Here is a 21,144-nt window from a genome sequence, read left to right as displayed (position 1 = left end):
ATAGAATAAGATAAACGGGTTGGGGTTTCGGCTCCAACTTGTTATTTTGCAGGTCAGTAGTTCAATTGGTAGAGCGTCGGTCTCCAAAACCGAATGTTGGGGGTTCGAGTCCCTCCTGACCTGCCAAGTTTTGAAAAAGACGCTTGATGTCGGCAAAATTGGTCATATAATAAGTCGCGAAACCTACGACGAGTACAAAAATGTCGAATGAAAAATCACGCGACGCATTAGGCGAAGCGGCAATTCCTCAAAGAAATAATCCTGCAGTAGATGTAAGTTCTGGTTCTCCATTAGACATGGTTCTATGGGTTATCGCCTTGATTTTATTGGTTGGTGCAATGATGGTAAACCAATATTTACCAGCATACTGGGCCCCTGCGAATGATATTTGGGTGCGTGTTGGGGTGATTTTGGCTTGTATCGTTGCAGCATTCGGTTTATTATACGCCACCCATCAAGGCAAAGGCTTTATTCGTCTGCTGAAAGATGCACGAATCGAGCTCCGTCGAGTGACCTGGCCTACCAAGCAAGAGACTGTGTCCACATCTTGGCAAGTTCTTGTTGTAGTCGTAATTACCTCCATTGTTTTATGGTGTTTCGATTATATTTTAGGCTGGTTAATCAAGTTTATTATCGGGTAAGAGAGCTATGAAACGTTGGTACATTATTCATGCCTATTCAGGTTATGAAAAACAAGTAATGCGTTCGCTTAATGATCGAATCCAGCGTAGCGCTGTTGCCGATAGCTTTGGTGAAGTCCTGGTTCCTACCGAAGAAGTGGTAGAAATGAAGGATGGCAAGAAACGTAAATCAGAGCGCAAGTTCTTTCCTGGCTATGTTCTAGTCGAAATGGAAATGAACGATGACACTTGGCACATTGTTAAAGAATGTCCGAAAGTTTTAGGCTTTATTGGTGGTACGGCGGAAAAACCGGCGCCAATTACGCAAAAAGAAGCCGATGCGATTCTTGCGCGTGTACGCAATACTGGTGAAGCACCTCGTCCTAAGACGATGTTTGAACCAGGCGAAGAATTACTCGTAGTTGACGGTCCATTCACAGACTTTAAAGGTGTGGTGGAAGAAGTTCAGTACGAAAAGTCACGTTTGACGTTGACCATTAATGTATTTAACCGTCCAACTCAAGTTGAACTGGAATTTCGTCAAGTCGAAAAATCAGTTTAATTGGTTTGGGTTGAAAACGCCTGATTTGCGTGCAAATCAGGCATTGTTGTTGTAACGGTATCGTTACTTGAAATCATTGGGGAGCCTTCACCGGCGTTTGCACCCAGAGGTAATTTGAAATGGCTAAGAAGATTGACGGCTATATCAAGCTGCAAGTTCCAGCTGGTAAAGCGAATCCATCTCCACCGATTGGTCCTGCACTAGGTCAACGTGGTGTGAACATCATGGCATTCTGTAAAGAATTCAATGCTGCGACACAAAAAGTTGAAGCTGGTCTACCAATTCCAGTCGTGATCACTGTGTACAACGACAAGTCGTTCACATTCATCATGAAAACTCCACCTGCTGCTGTTCTTCTTAAGAAAGCTGCTGGTATCCAGAAGGGTTCAGCTGTACCTAACAAAACTAAAGTTGGTAAGTTGACTCGTGCTCAAATCGAAGAAATCGCGACTACTAAAGAACCAGATTTGACTGGTGCTGATTTAGACGCACGTGTACGTACCATTGCTGGTTCTGCGCGTTCTATGGGCTTGGAAGTGGAGCTTTAAGACATGGCTAAATTAACTAAACGTCAAAAAGCGATCGTAGCTGCTGTAGAAGCGCACAAAGTTTACACGCTAGAAGAAGCTGTTGCAGTTTTAGAGAGCCTTCCAGCTCCTAAATTCAAAGAATCTTTGGATATCGCGGTAAACCTAGGTGTTGATCCTCGTAAATCTGACCAAGTTGTTCGTGGCGCGACTACACTTCCTGCAGGTACGGGTAAAACTGTACGTGTAGCTGTATTCGCTCAAGGCGCTGCTGCTGAAGCTGCTAAAGCTGAAGGCGCAGACGTTGTTGGTTTCGATGATCTTGCTGAAAGCATCCAAGCGGGTAACCTTGACTTTGATGTTGTAATTGCTGCTCCAGATGCAATGCGCGTTGTAGGTAAACTTGGTACGATCCTTGGTCCACGTGGCTTAATGCCAAACCCTAAAGTGGGTACGGTAACTCCTGACGTAGCAACTGCAGTTAAAAATGCAAAAGCTGGTCAAGCACGTTACCGCGTAGACAAAGCGGGTATTATCCACGCTGCGATCGGTCAAGTAGGTTTCACTGCTGAAGCTGTTCGTTCAAACGTTGAAGCACTTGTTGCTGACTTGAAACGTTTGAAACCTGCGACTTCTAAAGGCGTATACATTCAAAAGATCACTTTGAGCTCAACTATGGGTCCTGGTTTGATCGTTGATGTAGCAAACGTTTCTAAATAAGTCTCGACTTATACAGAATTTTAAAGCCCTGAGCAAGTTTTAAAGCACTGCTTTAAAACTTACGCAAGAAACGCTCCGTCGTATTTTGCAAACTTAGGCAAACTTTGAATTGATAAATGAAAATTTATCAGCGTCAAAGACCGCGGGCGAGGGGAGTTTTATGCTTCGCTCTTAATCGTCCAGCCTGCGTAGACGCGGTGGTGTGATTTGTTCATCCTCCGCGTGTTAGTCCAGTGATGGATTAACGAATTGGGAGTGTACTTCGCGTAAGTACATAAATCACCGTTAGGAGGTTTTACAATGGCTCTTCTTATCGAAGGCAAAAAACAGATCGTAGCTGAAGTAACTGAAGTTGCTTCTACTGCATTTGCCGCTGTTGTTGCTGACTATCAAGGTTTAACTGTTGAGCAATTAACTGCTCTTCGCGTTGAAGCTCGTAAACTAGGTGTTCACACACGTATCGTGCGTAACACTTTGGCTAAACGCGCTCTTCAAGATACTCAATTTAATATCTTGAACGACAACCTTGTTGGCCCAACAATCTTAGCTTTCTCGACTTCTGAAGACGACATGGGTGCTGCTGCACGTTTGTTCGAAGAATTCGCTAAAACTAATAAAGCATTTGAACTTAAAGCTGCTGCATTTGATGGCAAACTTTATCAAGGCGAAGAAGTTAGCGTTATCGCGAATCTTCCGAACCAAGAAAAAGCGCTTACTATGCTTGCAAACGTTCTTCAAGCTCCTATTTCGAAATTGGGCCGCTTACTTACAGCGCTTCAAGAGAAAAACGAGTCAGAAGCTGCTTAAGCTCAAACTTACACACACATCATTCAATACCCATTTGGAGTTAATCTCATGGCTTTAACAAACGAAGAAATCCTAAACGCAGTTGCTGAAAAAACTGTTCTTGAACTTGTTGAACTTATTTCTGCTTTCGAAGAGAAATTCAACGTTTCTGCTGCTGCTGTAGCTGTTGCTGCTGGTCCTGCTGCTGCTGCTGCTGAAGAGCAATCTGAATTCAATGTTGAATTGACTTCTTTTGGCGCAAACAAAGTTGCTGTAATTAAAGCAGTTCGTGAAGCAACTGGCCTTGGCTTGAAAGAAGCTAAAGACATGGTTGAAAGCGCTCCTACAGTTCTTAAAGAAGGCGTTTCTAAAGAAGAAGGCGAAGAACTTAAGAAGAAACTTGAAGAAGCTGGTGCTACAGTTACTCTTAAGTAATAGCTTAAGGGAGCCGGTTTTTTTATAATCAGCTCCAAAAATTGGCTGATGGCTCTTGGGTCATCAGCCTTTTTGCGTTACAATAATCGGCTCGATTTTTGTTTGCATGATATAAAAATCATACAAATTAAAAATAAACATAATGAACAAACGTTTACCAATATTTTTCAGTAAAAAAATATTGATAAGCGTTTTAATACCACTAAAAATTGCAGCATTTGTAAAGAGTGGTGGCCATATCGGCCAGCGTAATTCCTTCTGAGCCCGTTCTGCAGGCGGGCTTGGTTTACACTTTCCGAGGACTCCAGATGGCATACTCATATACCGAAAAGAAACGGATCCGTAAGAATTTTGGTAAATTGCCTAGCGTTATGGATGCTCCGTACCTGCTCGCGATTCAAGTCGACTCGTACAGAACGTTCTTACAAGATGGCAAATCACCAAAAAACCGCGAAGATATCGGTCTCCAAGCCGCATTTCGTTCAGTTTTTCCTATAGAAAGTTATTCTGGCAATGCTGCTTTAGAATTTGTTGAGTATAGTCTTGGTAAGCCTGAGTTTGATGTACGCGAATGTATTCTTCGTGGCTCAACTTATGCAGCACCAATGCGTGTAAAAATTCGTTTGATCCTGAAAGATCGTGAAACGAAGTCAATTAAAGACGTACGTGAACAAGAAGTCTATATGGGCGAAATGCCATTGATGACGGATAACGGGACCTTTGTAATTAATGGTACCGAGCGTGTAATCGTATCTCAATTACACCGTTCACCAGGCGTATTCTTTGACCACGATAAAGGTAAGACTCACTCAAGTGGTAAAGTCCTTTATTCAGCGCGTATCATTCCTTACCGTGGTTCATGGTTAGATTTTGAATTCGATGCCAAAGACCTAGTCTATGTACGTATTGACCGTCGTCGTAAATTACTTGCGACTGTGGTGCTGCGTGCGCTGGGTTATAGCAACGAAAACATTCTCAACATGTTCTACGAGAAAGTCCCTGTGTATCTTGACATGGGTAGCTATCAAATTGACTTGGTGCCGGAACGTCTGCGCGGCGAAATGGCACAATTTGACATCTTGGATAAAGATGGCAAGGCAATCGTTGAACAAGGTAAACGTATTAACGCGCGTCATGTACGTCAAATGGAAGCTTCTGGTCTTGAAAAACTTGCAGTGCCTGATGAGTATTTGTATGAGCGTATCACGGCTGAAGACATCGCATTAAAAGATGGCGACGTGATTGCTGCAAATACCGTATTGAGCCATGAAGTCATGGTGAAAATTGCAGAAGGCGGCGTGAAGCAGTTTAATGTTCTGTTCACCAATGATATCGACCGTGGTTCATTCGTTGCAGATTCTCTACGTGCAGATACTACGACCACTCGTGAAGAAGCATTAGTAGAAATCTACAAAGTCATGCGTCCGGGCGAGCCACCAACCAAAGAAGCAGCTGAGAACCTGTTCAATAACCTGTTCTTCTCTTCTGAGCGTTATGACTTGTCTCCAGTCGGTCGTATGAAGTTCAACCGTCGTTTGGGTCGTCCTTATGAAGTGGGTACAGACCAGAAGTCGCGTGAAGTTGAAGGTATTCTCTCGAACGAAGATATCACTGATGTATTGAAAACATTAGTTGAAATCCGTAACGGTAAAGGTGAAGTCGACGATATCGATCACTTGGGTAACCGTCGTGTTCGTTCTGTGGGCGAAATGACAGAAAACCAATTCCGTGTCGGTCTGGTTCGTGTAGAACGTGCTGTTAAAGAACGTTTATCTCAAGCTGAAACAGACAACCTGTCTCCGCAAGATCTAATCAATGCGAAGCCTGTTGCTGCTGCAATCAAAGAATTCTTTGGTTCAAGCCAGTTGTCTCAGTTCATGGATCAAAACAACCCGTTGTCTGAAATCACGCACAAGCGTCGTGTATCAGCACTTGGTCCCGGTGGTTTGACGCGTGAACGTGCGGGCTTTGAAGTACGTGACGTACATCAAACGCATTACGGTCGTGTATGTCCAATTGAAACGCCGGAAGGTCCAAACATTGGTTTGATCAACTCGCTTTCTGTATATGCTAAAGCGAACAACTTCGGTTTCTTGGAAACGCCTTACCGTAAAGTAGTTGATGGCCGTGTAACCATGGACATTGAATACCTGTCTGCGATTGAAGAAGTGGGTACTGTGATTGCACAGGCCGATTCTGCAGTAGATGCTGATGGTAATTTATTAGAAGAAGTTGTATCTGTACGTCACCAAGGTGACTTCGTACGCATGCCGCCGGAAAAAGTAACGCATATGGATGTATCTGCTCAGCAGGTTGTATCTGTGGCTGCGTCACTGATTCCGTTCCTTGAACACGATGATGCCAACCGTGCATTGATGGGTTCAAACATGCAACGTCAGGCTGTTCCTACGTTAATCGCTGACAAACCACTCGTAGGTACGGGTATGGAAGCGAACGTAGCACATGACTCTGGTGTATGTGTGATCGCTCAGCGTGGTGGTCGTATCGAGTTTGTTGATGCATCTCGTGTAGTCATTCGTGTGAACGAAGAAGAGATGATCGCAGGTGAGGCAGGTGTAGATATCTATAACCTGATCAAATACACCCGTTCAAACCAAAACACCTGTATCAACCAGAAAGTTCTGGTGAACCTGGGTGATAAAGTGGGTCGTGGTGACGTATTAGCTGATGGTCCATCGACTGATGGCGGTGAGCTAGCGCTTGGTCAAAACATGCGCGTCGCATTCATGACCTGGAACGGTTACAACTACGAAGACTCGATCTTACTTTCAGAGCGTGTACTTCAAGAAGACCGTTTAACCTCCATTCATATCCAGGAATTGTCATGTGTCGCACGTGATACTAAGCTTGGTGCTGAAGAAATCACGGCCGATATCCCGAATGTGGGTGAAGCAGCGCTTTCTAAACTTGATGAATCAGGTATTGTTTACATCGGTGCTGAAGTAACAGCAGGTGATATTCTTGTTGGTAAAGTGACGCCTAAAGGTGAAACGCAGCTAACGCCGGAAGAAAAATTGCTTCGTGCAATCTTCGGTGAAAAAGCAGCTGACGTTAAAGATTCATCTTTACGCGTTCCATCTGGTACCAAAGGTACTGTGATTGATGTTCAAGTGTTTACACGTGATGGTCTTGAAAAAGACGAACGTGCTCAAGCAATTGAAAAAGCTCAGCTTGATGCTTACCGTAAAGACTTGAAAGAAGAGTTCAAGATCTTTGAAGAAGCAGCACGTGAACGTGTAATTCGTTTGTTGAACGGTCAAGAGTCGAATGGTGGCGGTACCACTAAACGTGGCGACAAACTGTCTGAAGACGTGTTGTCTGGTTTAGAGCTTGTTGATCTTCTTGAAATTCAACCGGTTGATGAAGCAATCGCTGAACGTCTAACGCAAATTCAAGTGTTCTTGAAAGAGAAGAGCTTCGAAATTGACGAGAAATTTGCTGAGAAAAAACGCAAACTTTCTACAGGCGATGAGCTGACCACTGGCGTATTGAAAGTAGTTAAAGTTTATCTTGCGGTAAAACGTCGCATCCAGCCGGGTGATAAGATGGCCGGTCGTCACGGTAACAAGGGTGTGGTATCAAACATCTTGCCGGTAGAAGACATGCCACACGATGCCAACGGTGTACCTGTTGATATCGTACTGAACCCGCTGGGCGTACCATCGCGTATGAATGTGGGTCAGATTCTTGAAACTCACTTGGGTATGGCTGCCAAAGGTCTTGGCGATCAAATCGACAAGATGATGAAAGAACAGCGTACTGTACTTGAGCTTCGTGATTTCCTGGACAAGATTTATAACAAAGTTGGTGGCGAGCAAGAAGATCTTGACAGCTTGACTGATGAAGAAATCTTGAAACTTTCTGGTAACTTGCGTGCTGGTGTGCCTTTGGCAACACCTGTATTCGATGGTGCTGAAGAAGGTCAGATCAAAGAATTGTTACAACTTGCAGGTCTATCAAGTACTGGTCAGACAGTATTATATGATGGTCGTACTGGTGAGCGTTTCGACCGTCCAGTAACTGTAGGTTATATGTACATGCTGAAACTGAACCACTTGGTTGATGACAAGATGCATGCGCGTTCAACTGGTTCTTATTCTCTAGTCACGCAACAGCCGCTGGGTGGTAAAGCACAATTCGGTGGTCAGCGTTTCGGTGAGATGGAAGTCTGGGCACTAGAAGCTTACGGTGCAGCATATACGCTACAAGAAATGCTGACTGTGAAATCGGATGACGTTGAAGGCCGTACCCGTATCTACAAGAATATTGTAGATGGTAACCATTATATGGACCCGGGTATGCCTGAATCGTTCAACGTATTGACCAAAGAGATCCGTTCTTTAGGTATCAACATTGAACTGAAAAATGGTGACTAATTAGTTCCATTGAATCTCCCTTGCGAAGCAGTGCTTCTCACCTCTTTAAGAAAGAGGGGAAAGTCCCTCTTTATAAAGGGGGATTTAGGGGGATTCTTGGGATTCCCAATTCAGTTAAAAACAATATTTGTGACCCAGTCGAGAAGTGAAAATCTCCTCGACACACGGAGAAAAAAATTGAAAGACTTGCTCGATATCATGCGCAAAAAGACGGATTCAGACGGTCATGCTCCTGTAGAGTTTGACCGCATCCGTATTGGTCTTGCGTCACCAGAAATGATTAAGTCATGGTCTCACGGTGAAGTTAAAAAGCCAGAAACCATTAACTATCGTACGTTCAAACCTGAACGTGATGGTTTATTCTGTGCCAAAATCTTTGGTCCAGTAAAAGATTACGAATGCTTGTGTGGTAAATACAAGCGTATGAAATACAAAGGCGTCATTTGTGAAAAATGTGGCGTTGAAGTAACAACTGCGAAAGTTCGTCGTGAACGTATGGGTCACATCGAGCTAGCTTCTCCAGTTGCACACATCTGGTTCTTGAAATCATTGCCGAGCCGTATCGGTCTATTATTAGACATGACGCTACGTGATATCGAACGCGTATTGTATTTCGAATCTTATGTGGTTACCGATCCTGGTATGACACCATTTGAGAAATACCAGCTTCTGAACGATGAAGAATACTTCAATGCGTTGGAAGAACACGGTGATGAATTCACAGCGAAAATGGGTGCTGAAGCGGTTCAAGACTTGTTGAAAGACATCGATCTTGAAGCTGAAATTGCGCGTCTTCGTGAAGAAATTCCTGTGACAACTTCAGAAACCAAGCTGAAAAAAGCCTCTAAGCGTTTGAAGTTGATGGAAGCATTCAACGATTCGAACAACAAGCCAGAATGGATGGTGTTGACTGTACTTCCAGTTCTGCCACCAGACCTTCGTCCGTTGGTACCACTTGAAGGTGGTCGTTTCGCGACTTCTGACTTGAACGATCTTTACCGTCGTGTGATTAACCGTAACAACCGTTTGAAGCGTCTTCTTGACCTTGCAGCGCCAGACATCATCGTACGTAACGAAAAACGTATGTTGCAAGAGTCTGTCGATGCATTGTTAGACAACGGTCGTCGTGGTCGTGCAATTACCGGTTCAAACAAGCGTCCGCTTAAATCTTTGGCAGATATGATCAAAGGTAAGCAAGGTCGTTTCCGTCAGAACTTATTGGGTAAACGTGTCGATTACTCAGGTCGTTCGGTCATTACCGTTGGTCCAAACCTGCGTTTGCACCAATGTGGTCTTCCGAAGAAAATGGCACTTGAACTGTTCAAGCCATTCATTTTCGCGAAACTACAAGCATCTGGTCAAGCAACCACCATTAAAGCTGCGAAGAAAATGGTTGAGCGCGAGACGCCAGAAGTTTGGGACGTTCTTGCTCACGTGATCCGTCAACATCCAGTGATGTTGAACCGTGCGCCAACACTTCACCGTCTAGGTCTTCAAGCATTTGAACCGATCCTGATTGAAGGTAAGGCGATCCGTCTACACCCGCTCGTGTGTGCTGCGTTTAACGCCGACTTCGATGGTGACCAAATGGCGGTACACGTACCATTAACACTTGAAGCGCAGTTAGAAGCGCGTGCGTTAATGATGTCGACCAACAACATCTTGTCTCCAGCGAACGGTGAGCCAATCATCGTGCCGTCTCAGGACGTTGTCTTGGGCTTGTATTACATCACGCGTGATGCAATCAATGCCAAAGGTGAGGGCATGGTGTTCGCGGATACTCACGAAGTAAACCGTGCACTGGCAACAGGTCAGGTTGATCTACACGCTCGCGTTAAAGCACGTGTACACCAGACTGTCATCGATGAAGATGGCAACCGTGAACATCAAACCATTATTGTAGATACCACACCTGGTCGCTGCCTACTTTGGGAAGTTGTGCCTGAAGGTATGGATTTCCAGCAAATTAACGTTGAGATGACCAAGAAAAACATCTCTAAGTTAATTAACTCTTGCTACCGTAAATTGGGTCTGAAAGATACTGTTATCTTCGCTGACCAATTGATGTACCTAGGCTTCCGTCAGGCGACGCGTTCAGGTGTATCTGTCGGTATGGAAGACATGGTTATTCCACCGCAAAAACAAGTCATTATTGGTAAAGCGGAAGCTGAAGTTCGTGAAATCGAACAACAGTTCGAACAAGGTTTCGTAACTGCCGGCGAACGTTATAACAAAGTGGTCGATATTTGGGCGCGTACCAATGACCAGGTTGCTAAAGCGATGATGGACAACTTGTCTTTCACGACTGTTAAAAACAAACAGGGTGAAGACGAGAAGCAAAAATCATTCAACTCGATCTACATGATGTCTGACTCGGGTGCCCGTGGTTCGGCAGCTCAGATTCGTCAGTTGGCGGGTATGCGTGGTTTGATGGCGAAGCCGGATGGCTCGATCATTGAAACGCCTATTAAAGCGAACTTCCGTGAAGGTTTGACTGTACTACAGTACTTCATCTCGACACACGGTGCGCGTAAAGGTTTGGCCGATACAGCACTGAAAACTGCGAACTCTGGTTACTTGACGCGTCGTCTGGTAGACGTTGCGCAAGACTTGGTGATTACCGAGCCAGATTGTGGCACCTTCGACGGTCTAGTAATGACACCATTCATTCAAGGTGGCGATGTCATCGAGAACTTGGGTGCACGAGTATTGGGTCGTGTGGTTGCTGAAGATGTGAAACGTGTCGGTACAGACGAAGTTCTGCTTCCACGTAATACTTTAATTGACGAGAAACTGGCAACGTTTATCGAAAGCCAAGGTGTCGACGAAATTAAAGTACGTTCGGTTGTAAACTGTGCGTCTACTTTCGGTGTATGTGCGAAATGTTACGGCCGTGACTTGGCGCGTGGTCATCAGGTGAACCCGGGTGAGTCTGTAGGTGTAATGGCAGCTCAATCGATTGGTGAGCCAGGTACACAGTTAACTATGCGTACCTTCCACGTTGGTGGTGCTGCAAGCCGAACTTCTGCTGCAAACAGCGTACAGGTTCGTAACCAGGGTACAGTACGTTTCCACAACGTGAAAACCGTACAACATGCCAAAGGTCACTTGGTATCGACTTCACGTTCAGGTGAAATCGGTATTGCGGATGATTTAGGTCGTGAGCGCGAGCGCTATAAACTTCCTTACGGTGCGTCTATCTTGCTGAAAGATGGCGAAGCTGTAGAAGCTGGTGGTATCGTAGCGACTTGGGATCCGCATACACATCCATTGGTAACAGAAGTTGCAGGTAAAGTACGTTTCAGCCAGATCGCTGATGGCGTAACCGTAACTTCGAAAACTGATGATGCAACCGGTATGTCAACGATCGAAATCTTGCCAGTGACTTCACGTCCTGCATCAGGTAAAGATCTGCGTCCTGCTGTTGTGCTTGACACAGTTGATGGTGGCGAACAGTTCTACTTCCTGCCACAAAACACCATTCTTTCTGTCCGTGATGGCGAAACAATTGGTGTCGGTGACGTTATCGGTCGTGTACCACAAGAATCTTCACGTACCCGTGATATTACCGGTGGTCTGCCACGTGTAGCTGACTTGTTCGAAGCACGTAAGCCAAAAGAGCATGCAATCCTGGCAGAAGTGTCTGGTGTGGTGAGCTTCGGTAAAGAGACCAAAGGTAAGAACCGTCTGGTGATTACACCGGATGATGGCTCTGAGATTTATGAAGAGCTGATTCCGAAATGGCGTACCATTAACGTGTTCGAAGGCGAGCATGTGAACCGTGGTGAAACCATTTCTGATGGTCCGCAGAACCCGCACGACATCTTGCGTCTGAAAGGTGAAGTGGCGTTGACCAACTACATCGTGAACGAAGTTCAGGACGTATACCGTCTGCAAGGTGTAAAAATCAACGATAAGCATATTGAAGTGATCGTACGTCAAATGCTGCGTAAAGTTGACATCACCGATGGCGGCGATACCAGCTTCATCAAAGGCGAGCAAGTGGATTACATCCGTGTTGTTCAGGAAAACCAAGCTGTTCTTGCACAAAACAAGTTCCCAGCGAAGTTTGAACGTCTGTTGATGGGTATTACCAAAGCGTCGCTTTCTACTGACTCGTTCATCTCTGCTGCATCGTTCCAGGAAACCACACGTGTGTTAACTGAAGCTGCTGTAACAGGTAAAGAAGATGATTTACGTGGTCTGAAAGAGAACGTAGTTGTAGGTCGCCTGATCCCAGCGGGTACAGGTTTGGCTTACCACCTGGAGCGTCGTCGTCAGGAAGCAGAAGCTGCAGAATTTGAACTGCACAATGATTTCTCTGATGTAGATCAAGCTTTAAGTCAGGCATTTAACGAAGAATTCTAATTCAAGTTAAAGCTTAAAAAAAGACGCCTGCGGGCGTCTTTTTTTGTTTAAAGCACATGAAAATTAAAGCTTAAACAGAGGAATAATCCATTGATACTTACAAAACTCAGCAGGAATACCGAGAGAAGTAACACGCTCCATGTTTTAGTTTTATAAAATGAAGATAAGCTAAATTAAAGTATGAAAAGGAAGGCCAAAGTCATGAAAAAATTAATGGGTGTGATGGCAGTTGCAACTCTCTCCACCTTTATGCTGGCAGGTTGTGAAAGTATGTCTGCCAATGAGCAGCGTATCGGTGCTGCCGCCTTAGGTGGTGCAGTCGGTGGTGGTGTAGGTAATAGTGTCGGGGGTGGTCTTGGTTCTGCAGTCGGTGGTGGTGCAGGCGCAGCCGTGGGAAGTAAGTCCCAAGGTGGCTCAAACCGTAATGCGACCTATAGTGGTGTCGGCGGTGCTGTAGGCTCAGCTGTAGGTAAAAGCATATTCGGTGGGAATGCTGGTGCTGCGATTGGTGGTGCAATCGGTGGTGGCGCAGGTGCTGCGATCGAACAGGATAACCGCCGTCGTTAAGTCTGCACTGACTTTAAATCGATTCAGATCTAAAAGCGCCCATGTGGCGCTTTTACCTTATCCAGTTTTTTGAATTTTTCCTTTGCTTTGTTTGCGCCGGATATAAACCGTTTTTTGTACTTCGGCAATTCGAACGCCAGCCTCATCATAGATATTGAGCTGGTAATGGCGATATACCGGTGCATAGTCAGCAGTCAGGTCAATAATAGTACTGACTTCTTCAGCAGAGATGCGCACATCAGCAAAGACGGTGCCGCGACCCGGTGCTAAAAACTGGATACTCGCGCCCTTATCCCAGACGATATATTTCGGCCCTAAATGATGCATCAGTAAGAGCATATAAAATGGATCGACCATTGAATATAAGCTGCCACCAAAATGGACGCCGACAATATTCTGGTTTTTACGGGTCAGTGGCATTTTGACCCGAATGTGATAATGATTAAAATCAATTTTATCAATTTCGATGCCTGCACCACGATAGGGGGCATAGCGGTTCAGAATAAATTTTGAAACCAAAGGCAGTTTTTGAATTTTCTGGAATAGGCTCATGCTGACATTCTTTTTTCTTGTGTAGTTATGCATACTAGAGCAACAAAAATGCGCTGGCATTGATAAATTATTCCGATTTATAAACTATGCGGTCAATAACAACAACAGGATCAAAACATGGAAATGCAATGGGTCGATACCACGGATCAGCAGCGTCTTTGCGTTAAAACTTACGGACAGCCCACACGGCCGGCATTGGTACTGGTTCATGGCTACCCCGATCATCAAGCGGTTTGGGAGCCAGTCATTGCTTATTTGAGTCAGGATTATTTTGTTGTGAGCTACGATGTGCGCGGCGCAGGTGAGTCCAGTATTCCTCAAAAAATCTCGGATTACCGCTTGGCACGCTTAAGTCAGGATCTGGAAGAGGTAGTGAGCAAGGTATTGCTGAATCGTGGTTTTCATCTGGCAGCGCATGACTGGGGTTCAATTCAGTCTTGGGAATCTGTCACAGATTTAAGATTCAAAGGCCGAATTCTGTCTTATAGTACGCTGTCTGGCCCTTGTCTGGATCATGCATGCTTTCTGGATGCGCGAGCAGTTCAATCAAGACAAAGCAAAATTTTTAAAGCAAATGAGCAAGTCCTGGTATATCGCGGTATTTCAGTTGCCTTTACTAGCCCCCTTGGCCTGGAATTTTTTTAATCCGCAGCGCTGGGCCAAGATTGTCCGGCAATTAGAAAGACGGGACGATCTGCCGCTGAACCCGAAGATCGTCAAAGATGGCAAGTATGGGGTAAACCTGTATCGGGCCAATTTTTTACCGCGTTTGGCCCGACCACGGCAGCGCTTTGCCATCTGTCCGGTACAAGCGATTGTACTGAAATATGACCAGTTTGTCGGGCCTGATCTGGTCGATGAGATGGCAAAATGGGTCGATAATTTCTCTAAAGTGGAACTGGACGCCAATCACTGGGCAATTCTGAGCCAGCCAGAACAAGTGGCTCAATTAATTGATCACTTTATTCAGCGTCAATCTGCTGAAGTCGTTTAATCAGCCTCAGCACTGAACATGACTGCTGAAAGGAAAAGTGGCGGAATTTTTATCCGAATTTTCTGATAAAATAGCCGCTTTCTCTCTATTCCGATTCATTATGTTCGCAATTCTTGCTGCTATTGGAGTCATGTTCGGACTCTCATTGGCACGTGTACCTGTGGTTTTTGCCCTGGTCATTGGTGCTGTTACGGGTGGTTTACTGGCAGGTCTTGGCCTTCAGGGAACCTTGGACGCGTTTAACAATGGCTTGGGCGGCGGTGCCAAAATTGCCTTGGCTTACGGTATTTTAGGTGCATTTGCTTTGGCGTTGGCACGTTCAGGTTTGCCGGATTTGTTGGCGTATAAAATGATCAACACCTTAAAAGGTGAGGCTGATTTTAAAGCACAAAACCGGGTGAAATATCTGATCTTTTTTACAGTAGCCATTGCTGCGGTATTTTCCCAGAACGTGATTCCGGTACATATCGCCTTTATTCCAGTCCTGATTCCACCATTATTGACTGTATTTAACCATTTAAAGCTCGACCGTCGTTTGATTGCCTGTTTGCTGACATTTGGTCTGGTGGGGACCTATATGCTGATTCCAGTCGGTTTTGGTGCAATCTTCCTGAATGACATTCTGGGTCATAACATCAATACCTTTGGTAAGCCATACGGATTTGAAATTAGCTATGACCAGATTCCATCTGCGATGGCAATTCCAGTATTCGGGATGTTTGTAGGCTTATTGGTGGCGATCTTTATTAGCTATCGCAAACCACGTCAATATCAAGATATTCATGTCCAGGAACAGCAAAGTATTTCCGCTGAATTGGGTGTGGCTGAGCAGGTTAAACCGCAGATTGCCAAATTTACCATCTGGATGGCAGGTCTTGCAGTTATTGCCACATTGGCGGTACAGCTTTATTCAGACTCGATGATTCTGGCTGGTCTGGTCGGTGTCGCGATCCTGAGTTGTGCCGGGATCTTTAAATGGAAAGAAGCGGATGATGTGATCATTACTGGTATGCGCATGATGGCGCTAGTTGGCTTTATCATGATTGCGGCACAAGGCTTTGCCGCGGTGATTGAAGCGACTAATCAGGTACCAACCTTGGTTGAAGCATCAGTAAACTGGATTGGTAATAGTCAGGCACTGGCCGCATTTCTGATGCTGTTGATTGGTTTGCTGATCACATTGGGCATTGGTTCGTCTTTCTCGACTATTCCCATTCTGGCGATTATTTATGTTCCGCTGTGTATCCAGTTTGGTTTCAGCCCGGCTGCGACCATTGCCATTATCGGGACTGCGGCGGCTTTAGGCGATGCCGGCTCTCCAGCGTCAGATTCAACTCTAGGCCCAACATCCGGTCTGAATATGGATGGTCAGCATGACCATATGAAGGATAGTGTGGTTCCAACCTTCATTCATTTTAATATCCCGCTGATGATTTTTGGCTGGATCGCGGCGATGGTGCTGTAATTTAATTATACGGACTTGAGTGAATATTAAATTCACTCAAGGGGTATTTTAAATGGCTTTATAATATATATTTAAAATACATGTTTTAATGGTTTTAAATATAAAAATGAGTTTATTTCTTTAAATAACCTTATTTAAATCTGATTAGATTGGTTGGTATTAAAACCAACCAATTTAGTATATTTAAAATAAATAATATATAAAAACAATAACTTAAATAATATTTATAATTTAGTTTTATAATCTCTATTGCATGTTAAATCCCTCCACGTTTATCATTAAATTAATATTTAAATTCTTAATAAATAATCTTCCAGTGGGGTATTTTAAAATGTTAAAACAATTTGCTCTAATTGCATTAATGGGTCTTTCTGCATCGGCGATGGCAGGTCAATGGCAAGTGAAAGTTGGTGGTTCTGTTTTGGCGCCACAGAATGACGACAACGGGACATTGAATATTGCTGGAAAAGCAGAAGTAAGTAATGAAATTGGTTTTACTCCATCTGTTGAGTATTTTTTTGATAACTCTCCTATTTCTGTAGAGCTTTTATTGGCGACGCCTTTTAAACATGATGTAAGCATTGAAGGTGTAGGGGAGAACGTAGCAAGTTTCAAACATTTACCACCTACAGTGACCGCTAAATACAACTTTAAAAATTCAACCCGCTTTACTCCTTATGTCGGTATTGGTGCAACCGTAGTGGTTCCTTGGGATGAAGAAATTGCAATTGAAGGTGCTAAATTGGAGGCGGATGTCGCCTATGGTGTAGCCGGTCAGATCGGTTTCAACTTTCAGCCAGCCGATGCCAAAAACTGGGGTGTATATGCAGATGTGCGTTATGCTCAGGTTGAAACAGACTTAGAGCTCAATGGTACGAACATTGGTGAGCTGAAAGTTAATCCTTGGGTATATACAGTCGGCTATAGCTATAAATTCTAAGCTTTCATATTTCTGGATTGATTTTCCAAAGGCCTCATCTTTTATGAGGCTTTTTTTTCAAAATAACAACGATTTATAACCTATTGAAATTGAGCAGATTGGCAATGTTCAAATATATTAAAACGAATAAAGTAAATATTAATTGAATACGACTTAATAATTGAATAATAAGGAAGATCAGCATGAGATTTTTAATGAAGAGTATTGTGATCTTCTGCGGCCTGTTGGTCGCACCTGCCTATGCCGCAAGTTTTGATTGTCAGAAAGCTGAAACCGTGACCGAAAAAGCCATTTGTGAACATCGTCTGCTTAATGATGCCGATGTCAAAATGAGTACCAGCTATCATATCTTACGGCGTATGGTTCCGATGGGCACGCGTTCAGTGATTCAGCGTGATCAGGTCAAATGGTTGCAGTTTCGCGACCAGTGTCTGGAATCGGTCTCTTGCCTGAACCAAGTCTATAATATGCGGCAACAGCAACTGGACTTGCAGTTTCAGCGCATTTATAAGCTTGGGCCTTATTAAGTCTGACAGTCGGTCTGGCAAAGATTAAAACCCTGCCAGATCAAGTGCTCAAAAATATCTTGTGAAAAAATATACAACTGACTATTGAAAATTGAGGAACTCACTCCATTCATATAGGCAACAGTATTGACCTGTATTTAAAATAAAAGGAGTGATTAATGAGCGAGTCTAACGCACAAAAACATAGTTTCCAGGCTGAAGTGGCTCAGTTACTACATCTCGTGACCCATTCGCTTTATTCAAACCCTGAAATTTTTCTGCGCGAACTGATTTCGAATGCCTCGGATGCTTGTGACAAATTGCGTTTTGAAGGGATCAATCATCCCGAATTTTATGAAAATGATCCGGATTTACGCGTTCGTGTCAGCCTTGATGCAGAGAATAAAACCATTACCATTTCAGATAACGGAATTGGTCTAAGCGAACAGGAAGCCATTGATAATTTAGGCACCATTGCCAAATCGGGCACCAAAGACTTTATGTCTAAACTGACCGGTGACCAGAAGGCCGATGCCCAGTTGATTGGCCAGTTTGGGGTCGGTTTCTATTCCGGTTTTATTGTGGCAGACAAAATCACGGTAGAATCACGTCGTGCCGGTGCAGATGCATCTGAAGGTGTACGCTGGATTAGTGGCGGCACTGGTGAATTTGAAGTTGAGCAAATTCAAAAAGCAGGCCGTGGTACCGATATTATTCTGCATCTGCGTGAAGATGCGCTGGACTATTTGCAAAGCCATAAGGTTAAGCAAATTATTAATAAATACTCAGACCACATCAGCCTGCCAATCCAGATGCAAAAAGAAGTCTGGCAGGAGGAAGAAGCGGCTGAAGGTGAAACACCGAAAGGTGGCCAGTATGTCAAGACTGATGAGTGGGAAGCGATTAACTCGGCCAGCGCACTCTGGACACGGAGCAAGTCTGAAATTACTGAAGAACAATATGTCGAGTTCTATAAAAACTTAAGCCATGATTTCACGGCGCCATTGGCTTGGGCGCATAACCGGGTGGAAGGCAGTACTGAATATACCCAGTTATTGTATATTCCAAGCAAAGCCCCACATGACATTTTCACCCGTGAATCAAAAGCCGGCATCAAGCTGTATGTGAAACGCGTCTTTATTATGGATGATGCGGATAATCTGATTCCGAATTACCTGCGCTTTGTACAAGGCGTGGTAGACAGTGCCGATTTACCACTGAACGTCAGCCGTGAGTTACTGCAAGAAAGCCGCGATGTGAAAACCATTCGTGACGGGAATGCCCGCCGTATCCTGACGATTCTGGATCATCTGGCCAAATCTGAAGATGAAAAAGATCAGGAAAAATTCAAGACTTTCCATCAGGAATTTGCTTCAGTCTTGAAAGAAGGCCTAGGCGAAGATTTTGCCAACCGTGAACGTATTTTGAAACTGCTGCGTTATGCAACCTCGAACAATGATGAAGTCAGCACTTCATTGGCAGACTATAAAGCACGCATGAAAGACGGTCAGAAAGCCATCTATTATGTGACTGCAGACAGCCTGAATGCTGCAAAGAATTCACCGCAGTTAGAACTGTTCAAGAAAAAAGGCATTGAAGTTCTGCTCATGACCGAACGCGTAGATGAATGGGCGATGAACTTTGTGAATGAGTTCGATGGCACGCCGTTGCAAAACGTGTCTAAGGGTGCAGTTGATTTGGGCGATCTTCAGGATGCTGAAGAGAAAAAAGCACTTGAAGAAGCCGCAGCCCAGTTTAAACCGGTGGTCGAGAAGCTGACTGATTCACTCAAAGACAAGACCAAAGAAGTGCGCGTGACTACGCGTCTGGTCGATTCACCGGCCTGTCTGGTGACTGGAGAAGGGGAACTATCTCCACAATTAATCCGTATGCTGAAAGATGCAGGTCAGCCTGTACCGGATATGAAGCCGATTCTGGAAATCAATCCGGAACATCCTTTGGTGAAAAAACTGGATGACTCAGCGCAGTTTGACGATCTGGCCAATGTGATCTTTGATCAGGCGGTGATTGCAGAAGGTGGATTACCAGAAAATCCTGCTGAGTATGTGAAGCGTATCAATAGCTTGTTGCTTGCTTAATACATGATGCTCTAAGCTAAAAAATCCCTCTACGGAGTAATGCCAGTCAGTTAAGGAATTGACTGGCATTTTCTTTTTCAAATTCATGATTATATCTGATAGATAGAAAAGTCATCCGCAACTGTTTGAGGCATGAGGTGTATTGCACCGCAAGATTTAAAAATGATTGTTTCTGCGACAAATTTACTAATCGATGGTGGCTGACGAGTTTTGCGGTGAGGAGTGTTGCTCCGCAAGATGCCTTCCTTGCGAAGCTTCGCTTCTCATTTGGGCGAAACCAAAGTAACAAATAATTTACAAGAATTTGATTTATGACATTAATACTCCGCCGTGAATGACTAAAAAATTAAAGAGTCTATTTCTAAACTCTTTAACTGGTCAGCATTACCTCTACGGAGGGATTTTTTAGCTTTGCACCGCGCTTGAGTTTAAAACAATGCCTCTAAACGCACCAAAGCACCAACATAGTGATCACGATCTTCGCGATGATCATTCAGATAGTTGAGGTCGGTCTGGACAAAAAACCATTCACGTAAAAAAGGCTGTCTCCAAGACACATATGGTCCCCAGCGATTCAGACGTAGATCTTTGTCATTTAGATAACCGCCGGTATAAATACCATAGCTAAAACGGTTGTCCTGAAAAAACTGATGTTGCCTAAAGGTATAGTTGTCCCAGGTCAGATCATCATCTTGATCATCTGCATAGGTCAGACTGAGCTGATTGGAAAAAAATGCCTGATTGGGACGGGCATGGATCAGTTCCAGATTGGTACGCAAATAGTTTTCACTTTGAATCCCGTAGCGATAAATCTGTTCGGCATGAAAAAAGTAGTCATTTTCCAGTGTCCAATCTTTACTGGCTTTAACGCGCAGGTAAATATCATCTCCGGAGCGTAAACCCAGATCCAGATCGGTTTCAAAAGGAATCCGGTCTGACCATTCCGACCAGCGTAACGCGAATGAGCTGTTATCCTGACGTGCGCGCTTGGTATCGAGACGCTTATCTCCAGATGTTGCCGGATTTTCATTGGTAATCGCGACATTACTGTCTAATTCATTGTCCAGACTGTCATCACCGAAGACCAGACTCAGCTTTTGTTCTAAGGTGGGAAGTTTGATTCTGCCACGGATACGGGGCTTAATCTCATAGCCCTCATATTCATCCCAGCGATTATCCAAAATGACACGCAGTGTGGCGGCAGCCGGCTGATCCGGATCAGTTTCACCAAACCAGTTATCAATTTTATGCGCAGTACGATCTGCCCATTCTCGGATGCTTTTCTGTTTCTGATCGGCCCATGAATGATTTTCCGTTTCTAGCGTTGGCGGGACGATGGCGGTATTCGACTGCTCTGGAAGAATGGTTGGTGTTGCATCAATCAAACGCGGAATTTGATCCAGAAGTCCTGAACGTGCCGGCTCAACACTCTCCGAGTTTTTTTCCTGGTCTGAAGAAGCATCTTTTACTGAATTTGCCCAAGACATGCTACTGCTGATTCCCATGCCAAGAGAGAGCAGGAAGATCTGAGTAATTCGATTTATTTGCATGAGATATTTATTACTCTTGTATTCTTTTATTCAGCTGTAGTTTTCTTAAATATAGC

At 44.3% G+C, this 21,144-nt stretch carries 16 protein-coding genes, 1 tRNA gene and 1 pseudogene; 15 read left to right on the top strand and 3 right to left on the bottom strand.

Annotated features, from left to right (window positions below):
* The first annotated feature begins 50 nt into the window (after nucleotides 1–50).
* The 7 genes from LOZ91_RS10120 (at nucleotide 51) to rplL (ending at nucleotide 3,650) form a co-directional block, all read left to right on the top strand.
* Nucleotides 51–126: transfer RNA gene (locus LOZ91_RS10120), tRNA-Trp, on the top strand.
* Nucleotides 127–200: 74 nt separating this feature from the next.
* Nucleotides 201–641 carry a preprotein translocase subunit SecE gene (gene secE, locus LOZ91_RS10115; protein WP_005095267.1) on the top strand — a complete coding sequence of 147 codons (441 nt, stop codon included), beginning with the start codon at nucleotides 201–203 and terminating at the stop codon, nucleotides 639–641.
* Nucleotides 642–648: 7 nt separating this feature from the next.
* Entirely contained in the window at nucleotides 649–1,182 is a 534-nt protein-coding gene (nusG, locus tag LOZ91_RS10110) for a transcription termination/antitermination protein NusG (RefSeq protein ID WP_004278615.1), read from the top strand.
* Between the two features lie 119 nt (nucleotides 1,183–1,301).
* Nucleotides 1,302–1,730 (top strand): 50S ribosomal protein L11, encoded by a 429-nt coding sequence (rplK, locus tag LOZ91_RS10105; protein WP_004278614.1) that lies wholly within the window; start codon nucleotides 1,302–1,304, stop codon nucleotides 1,728–1,730.
* A gap of 3 nt (nucleotides 1,731–1,733) precedes the next feature.
* On the top strand, nucleotides 1,734–2,429 hold the full coding sequence (gene rplA, locus LOZ91_RS10100) for a 50S ribosomal protein L1 (RefSeq protein ID WP_005095271.1): 696 nt from the start codon (nucleotides 1,734–1,736) through the stop codon (nucleotides 2,427–2,429).
* Between the two features lie 300 nt (nucleotides 2,430–2,729).
* Nucleotides 2,730–3,236 carry a 50S ribosomal protein L10 gene (gene rplJ, locus LOZ91_RS10095; RefSeq protein WP_005095272.1) on the top strand — a complete coding sequence of 169 codons (507 nt, stop codon included), beginning with the start codon at nucleotides 2,730–2,732 and terminating at the stop codon, nucleotides 3,234–3,236.
* A 48-nt stretch (nucleotides 3,237–3,284) separates the two neighbouring features.
* The gene (gene rplL, locus LOZ91_RS10090) at nucleotides 3,285–3,650 is read left to right on the top strand and encodes a 50S ribosomal protein L7/L12 (RefSeq protein WP_005095274.1); all 366 of its coding nucleotides are present in this window, start codon (nucleotides 3,285–3,287) and stop codon (nucleotides 3,648–3,650) included.
* 63 nt (nucleotides 3,651–3,713) lie between these two features.
* Here the strand turns inward: rplL and LOZ91_RS10085 are convergent, their stop codons facing one another.
* Nucleotides 3,714–3,965 carry a hypothetical protein gene (locus LOZ91_RS10085; RefSeq protein WP_034608820.1) on the bottom strand — a complete coding sequence of 84 codons (252 nt, stop codon included), beginning with the start codon at nucleotides 3,963–3,965 and terminating at the stop codon, nucleotides 3,714–3,716.
* On the opposite strand from LOZ91_RS10085, the gene rpoB reads away from it, so the two are divergent.
* From rpoB to LOZ91_RS10070, 3 genes are all read left to right on the top strand, one after another.
* Nucleotides 3,959–8,047 carry a DNA-directed RNA polymerase subunit beta gene (gene rpoB / locus LOZ91_RS10080; protein ID WP_005095277.1) on the top strand — a complete coding sequence of 1,363 codons (4,089 nt, stop codon included), beginning with the start codon at nucleotides 3,959–3,961 and terminating at the stop codon, nucleotides 8,045–8,047. The genes LOZ91_RS10085 and rpoB overlap by 7 nt on opposite strands.
* A 177-nt stretch (nucleotides 8,048–8,224) precedes the next feature.
* Complete coding sequence (gene rpoC, locus LOZ91_RS10075; protein ID WP_100329328.1) at nucleotides 8,225–12,415, top strand: DNA-directed RNA polymerase subunit beta'; 4,191 nt, start codon at nucleotides 8,225–8,227, stop codon at nucleotides 12,413–12,415.
* 201 nt (nucleotides 12,416–12,616) lie between these two features.
* Nucleotides 12,617–12,982: a hypothetical protein gene (locus tag LOZ91_RS10070; RefSeq protein ID WP_005095281.1), complete on the top strand. Its 366-nt coding sequence runs from the start codon at nucleotides 12,617–12,619 to the stop codon at nucleotides 12,980–12,982.
* 57 nt (nucleotides 12,983–13,039) lie between these two features.
* Here LOZ91_RS10070 and LOZ91_RS10065 read toward each other — a convergent pair whose 3' ends face one another.
* Nucleotides 13,040–13,534, bottom strand: a complete 495-nt coding sequence (locus LOZ91_RS10065; RefSeq protein ID WP_244783124.1) for a DUF4442 domain-containing protein — start codon at nucleotides 13,532–13,534, stop codon at nucleotides 13,040–13,042.
* A 117-nt stretch (nucleotides 13,535–13,651) separates the two neighbouring features.
* On the opposite strand from LOZ91_RS10065, the pseudogene LOZ91_RS10060 reads away from it, so the two are divergent.
* The 5 genes and pseudogenes from LOZ91_RS10060 (at nucleotide 13,652) to htpG (ending at nucleotide 19,538) form a co-directional block, all read left to right on the top strand.
* Nucleotides 13,652–14,528: pseudogene (locus LOZ91_RS10060) on the top strand (alpha/beta fold hydrolase).
* 100 nt (nucleotides 14,529–14,628) lie between these two features.
* Nucleotides 14,629–15,993 (top strand): Na+/H+ antiporter NhaC family protein, encoded by a 1,365-nt coding sequence (locus tag LOZ91_RS10055; protein ID WP_005173021.1) that lies wholly within the window; start codon nucleotides 14,629–14,631, stop codon nucleotides 15,991–15,993.
* Between the two features lie 331 nt (nucleotides 15,994–16,324).
* Complete coding sequence (locus tag LOZ91_RS10050; protein WP_244783123.1) at nucleotides 16,325–16,933, top strand: OmpW family outer membrane protein; 609 nt, start codon at nucleotides 16,325–16,327, stop codon at nucleotides 16,931–16,933.
* 182 nt (nucleotides 16,934–17,115) lie between these two features.
* Nucleotides 17,116–17,460: a lysozyme inhibitor LprI family protein gene (locus LOZ91_RS10045; RefSeq protein ID WP_005095291.1), complete on the top strand. Its 345-nt coding sequence runs from the start codon at nucleotides 17,116–17,118 to the stop codon at nucleotides 17,458–17,460.
* Nucleotides 17,461–17,618: 158 nt separating this feature from the next.
* Nucleotides 17,619–19,538: a molecular chaperone HtpG gene (gene htpG / locus LOZ91_RS10040; RefSeq protein WP_244783122.1), complete on the top strand. Its 1,920-nt coding sequence runs from the start codon at nucleotides 17,619–17,621 to the stop codon at nucleotides 19,536–19,538.
* A gap of 428 nt (nucleotides 19,539–19,966) precedes the next feature.
* Here htpG and LOZ91_RS10035 read toward each other — a convergent pair whose 3' ends face one another.
* The gene (locus LOZ91_RS10035; RefSeq protein ID WP_005095296.1) at nucleotides 19,967–21,088 is read right to left on the bottom strand and encodes a hypothetical protein; all 1,122 of its coding nucleotides are present in this window, start codon (nucleotides 21,086–21,088) and stop codon (nucleotides 19,967–19,969) included.
* Between the last annotated feature and the right edge of the window lie 56 nt (nucleotides 21,089–21,144).

This window comes from Acinetobacter sp. F-1, assembly GCF_022869025.1.
GTDB lineage: Bacteria > Pseudomonadota > Gammaproteobacteria > Pseudomonadales > Moraxellaceae > Acinetobacter > Acinetobacter pseudolwoffii.
The sequence above is the reverse complement of the archived record's forward strand: the minus strand, read 5'-3'. Positions and strand labels throughout refer to the sequence as shown.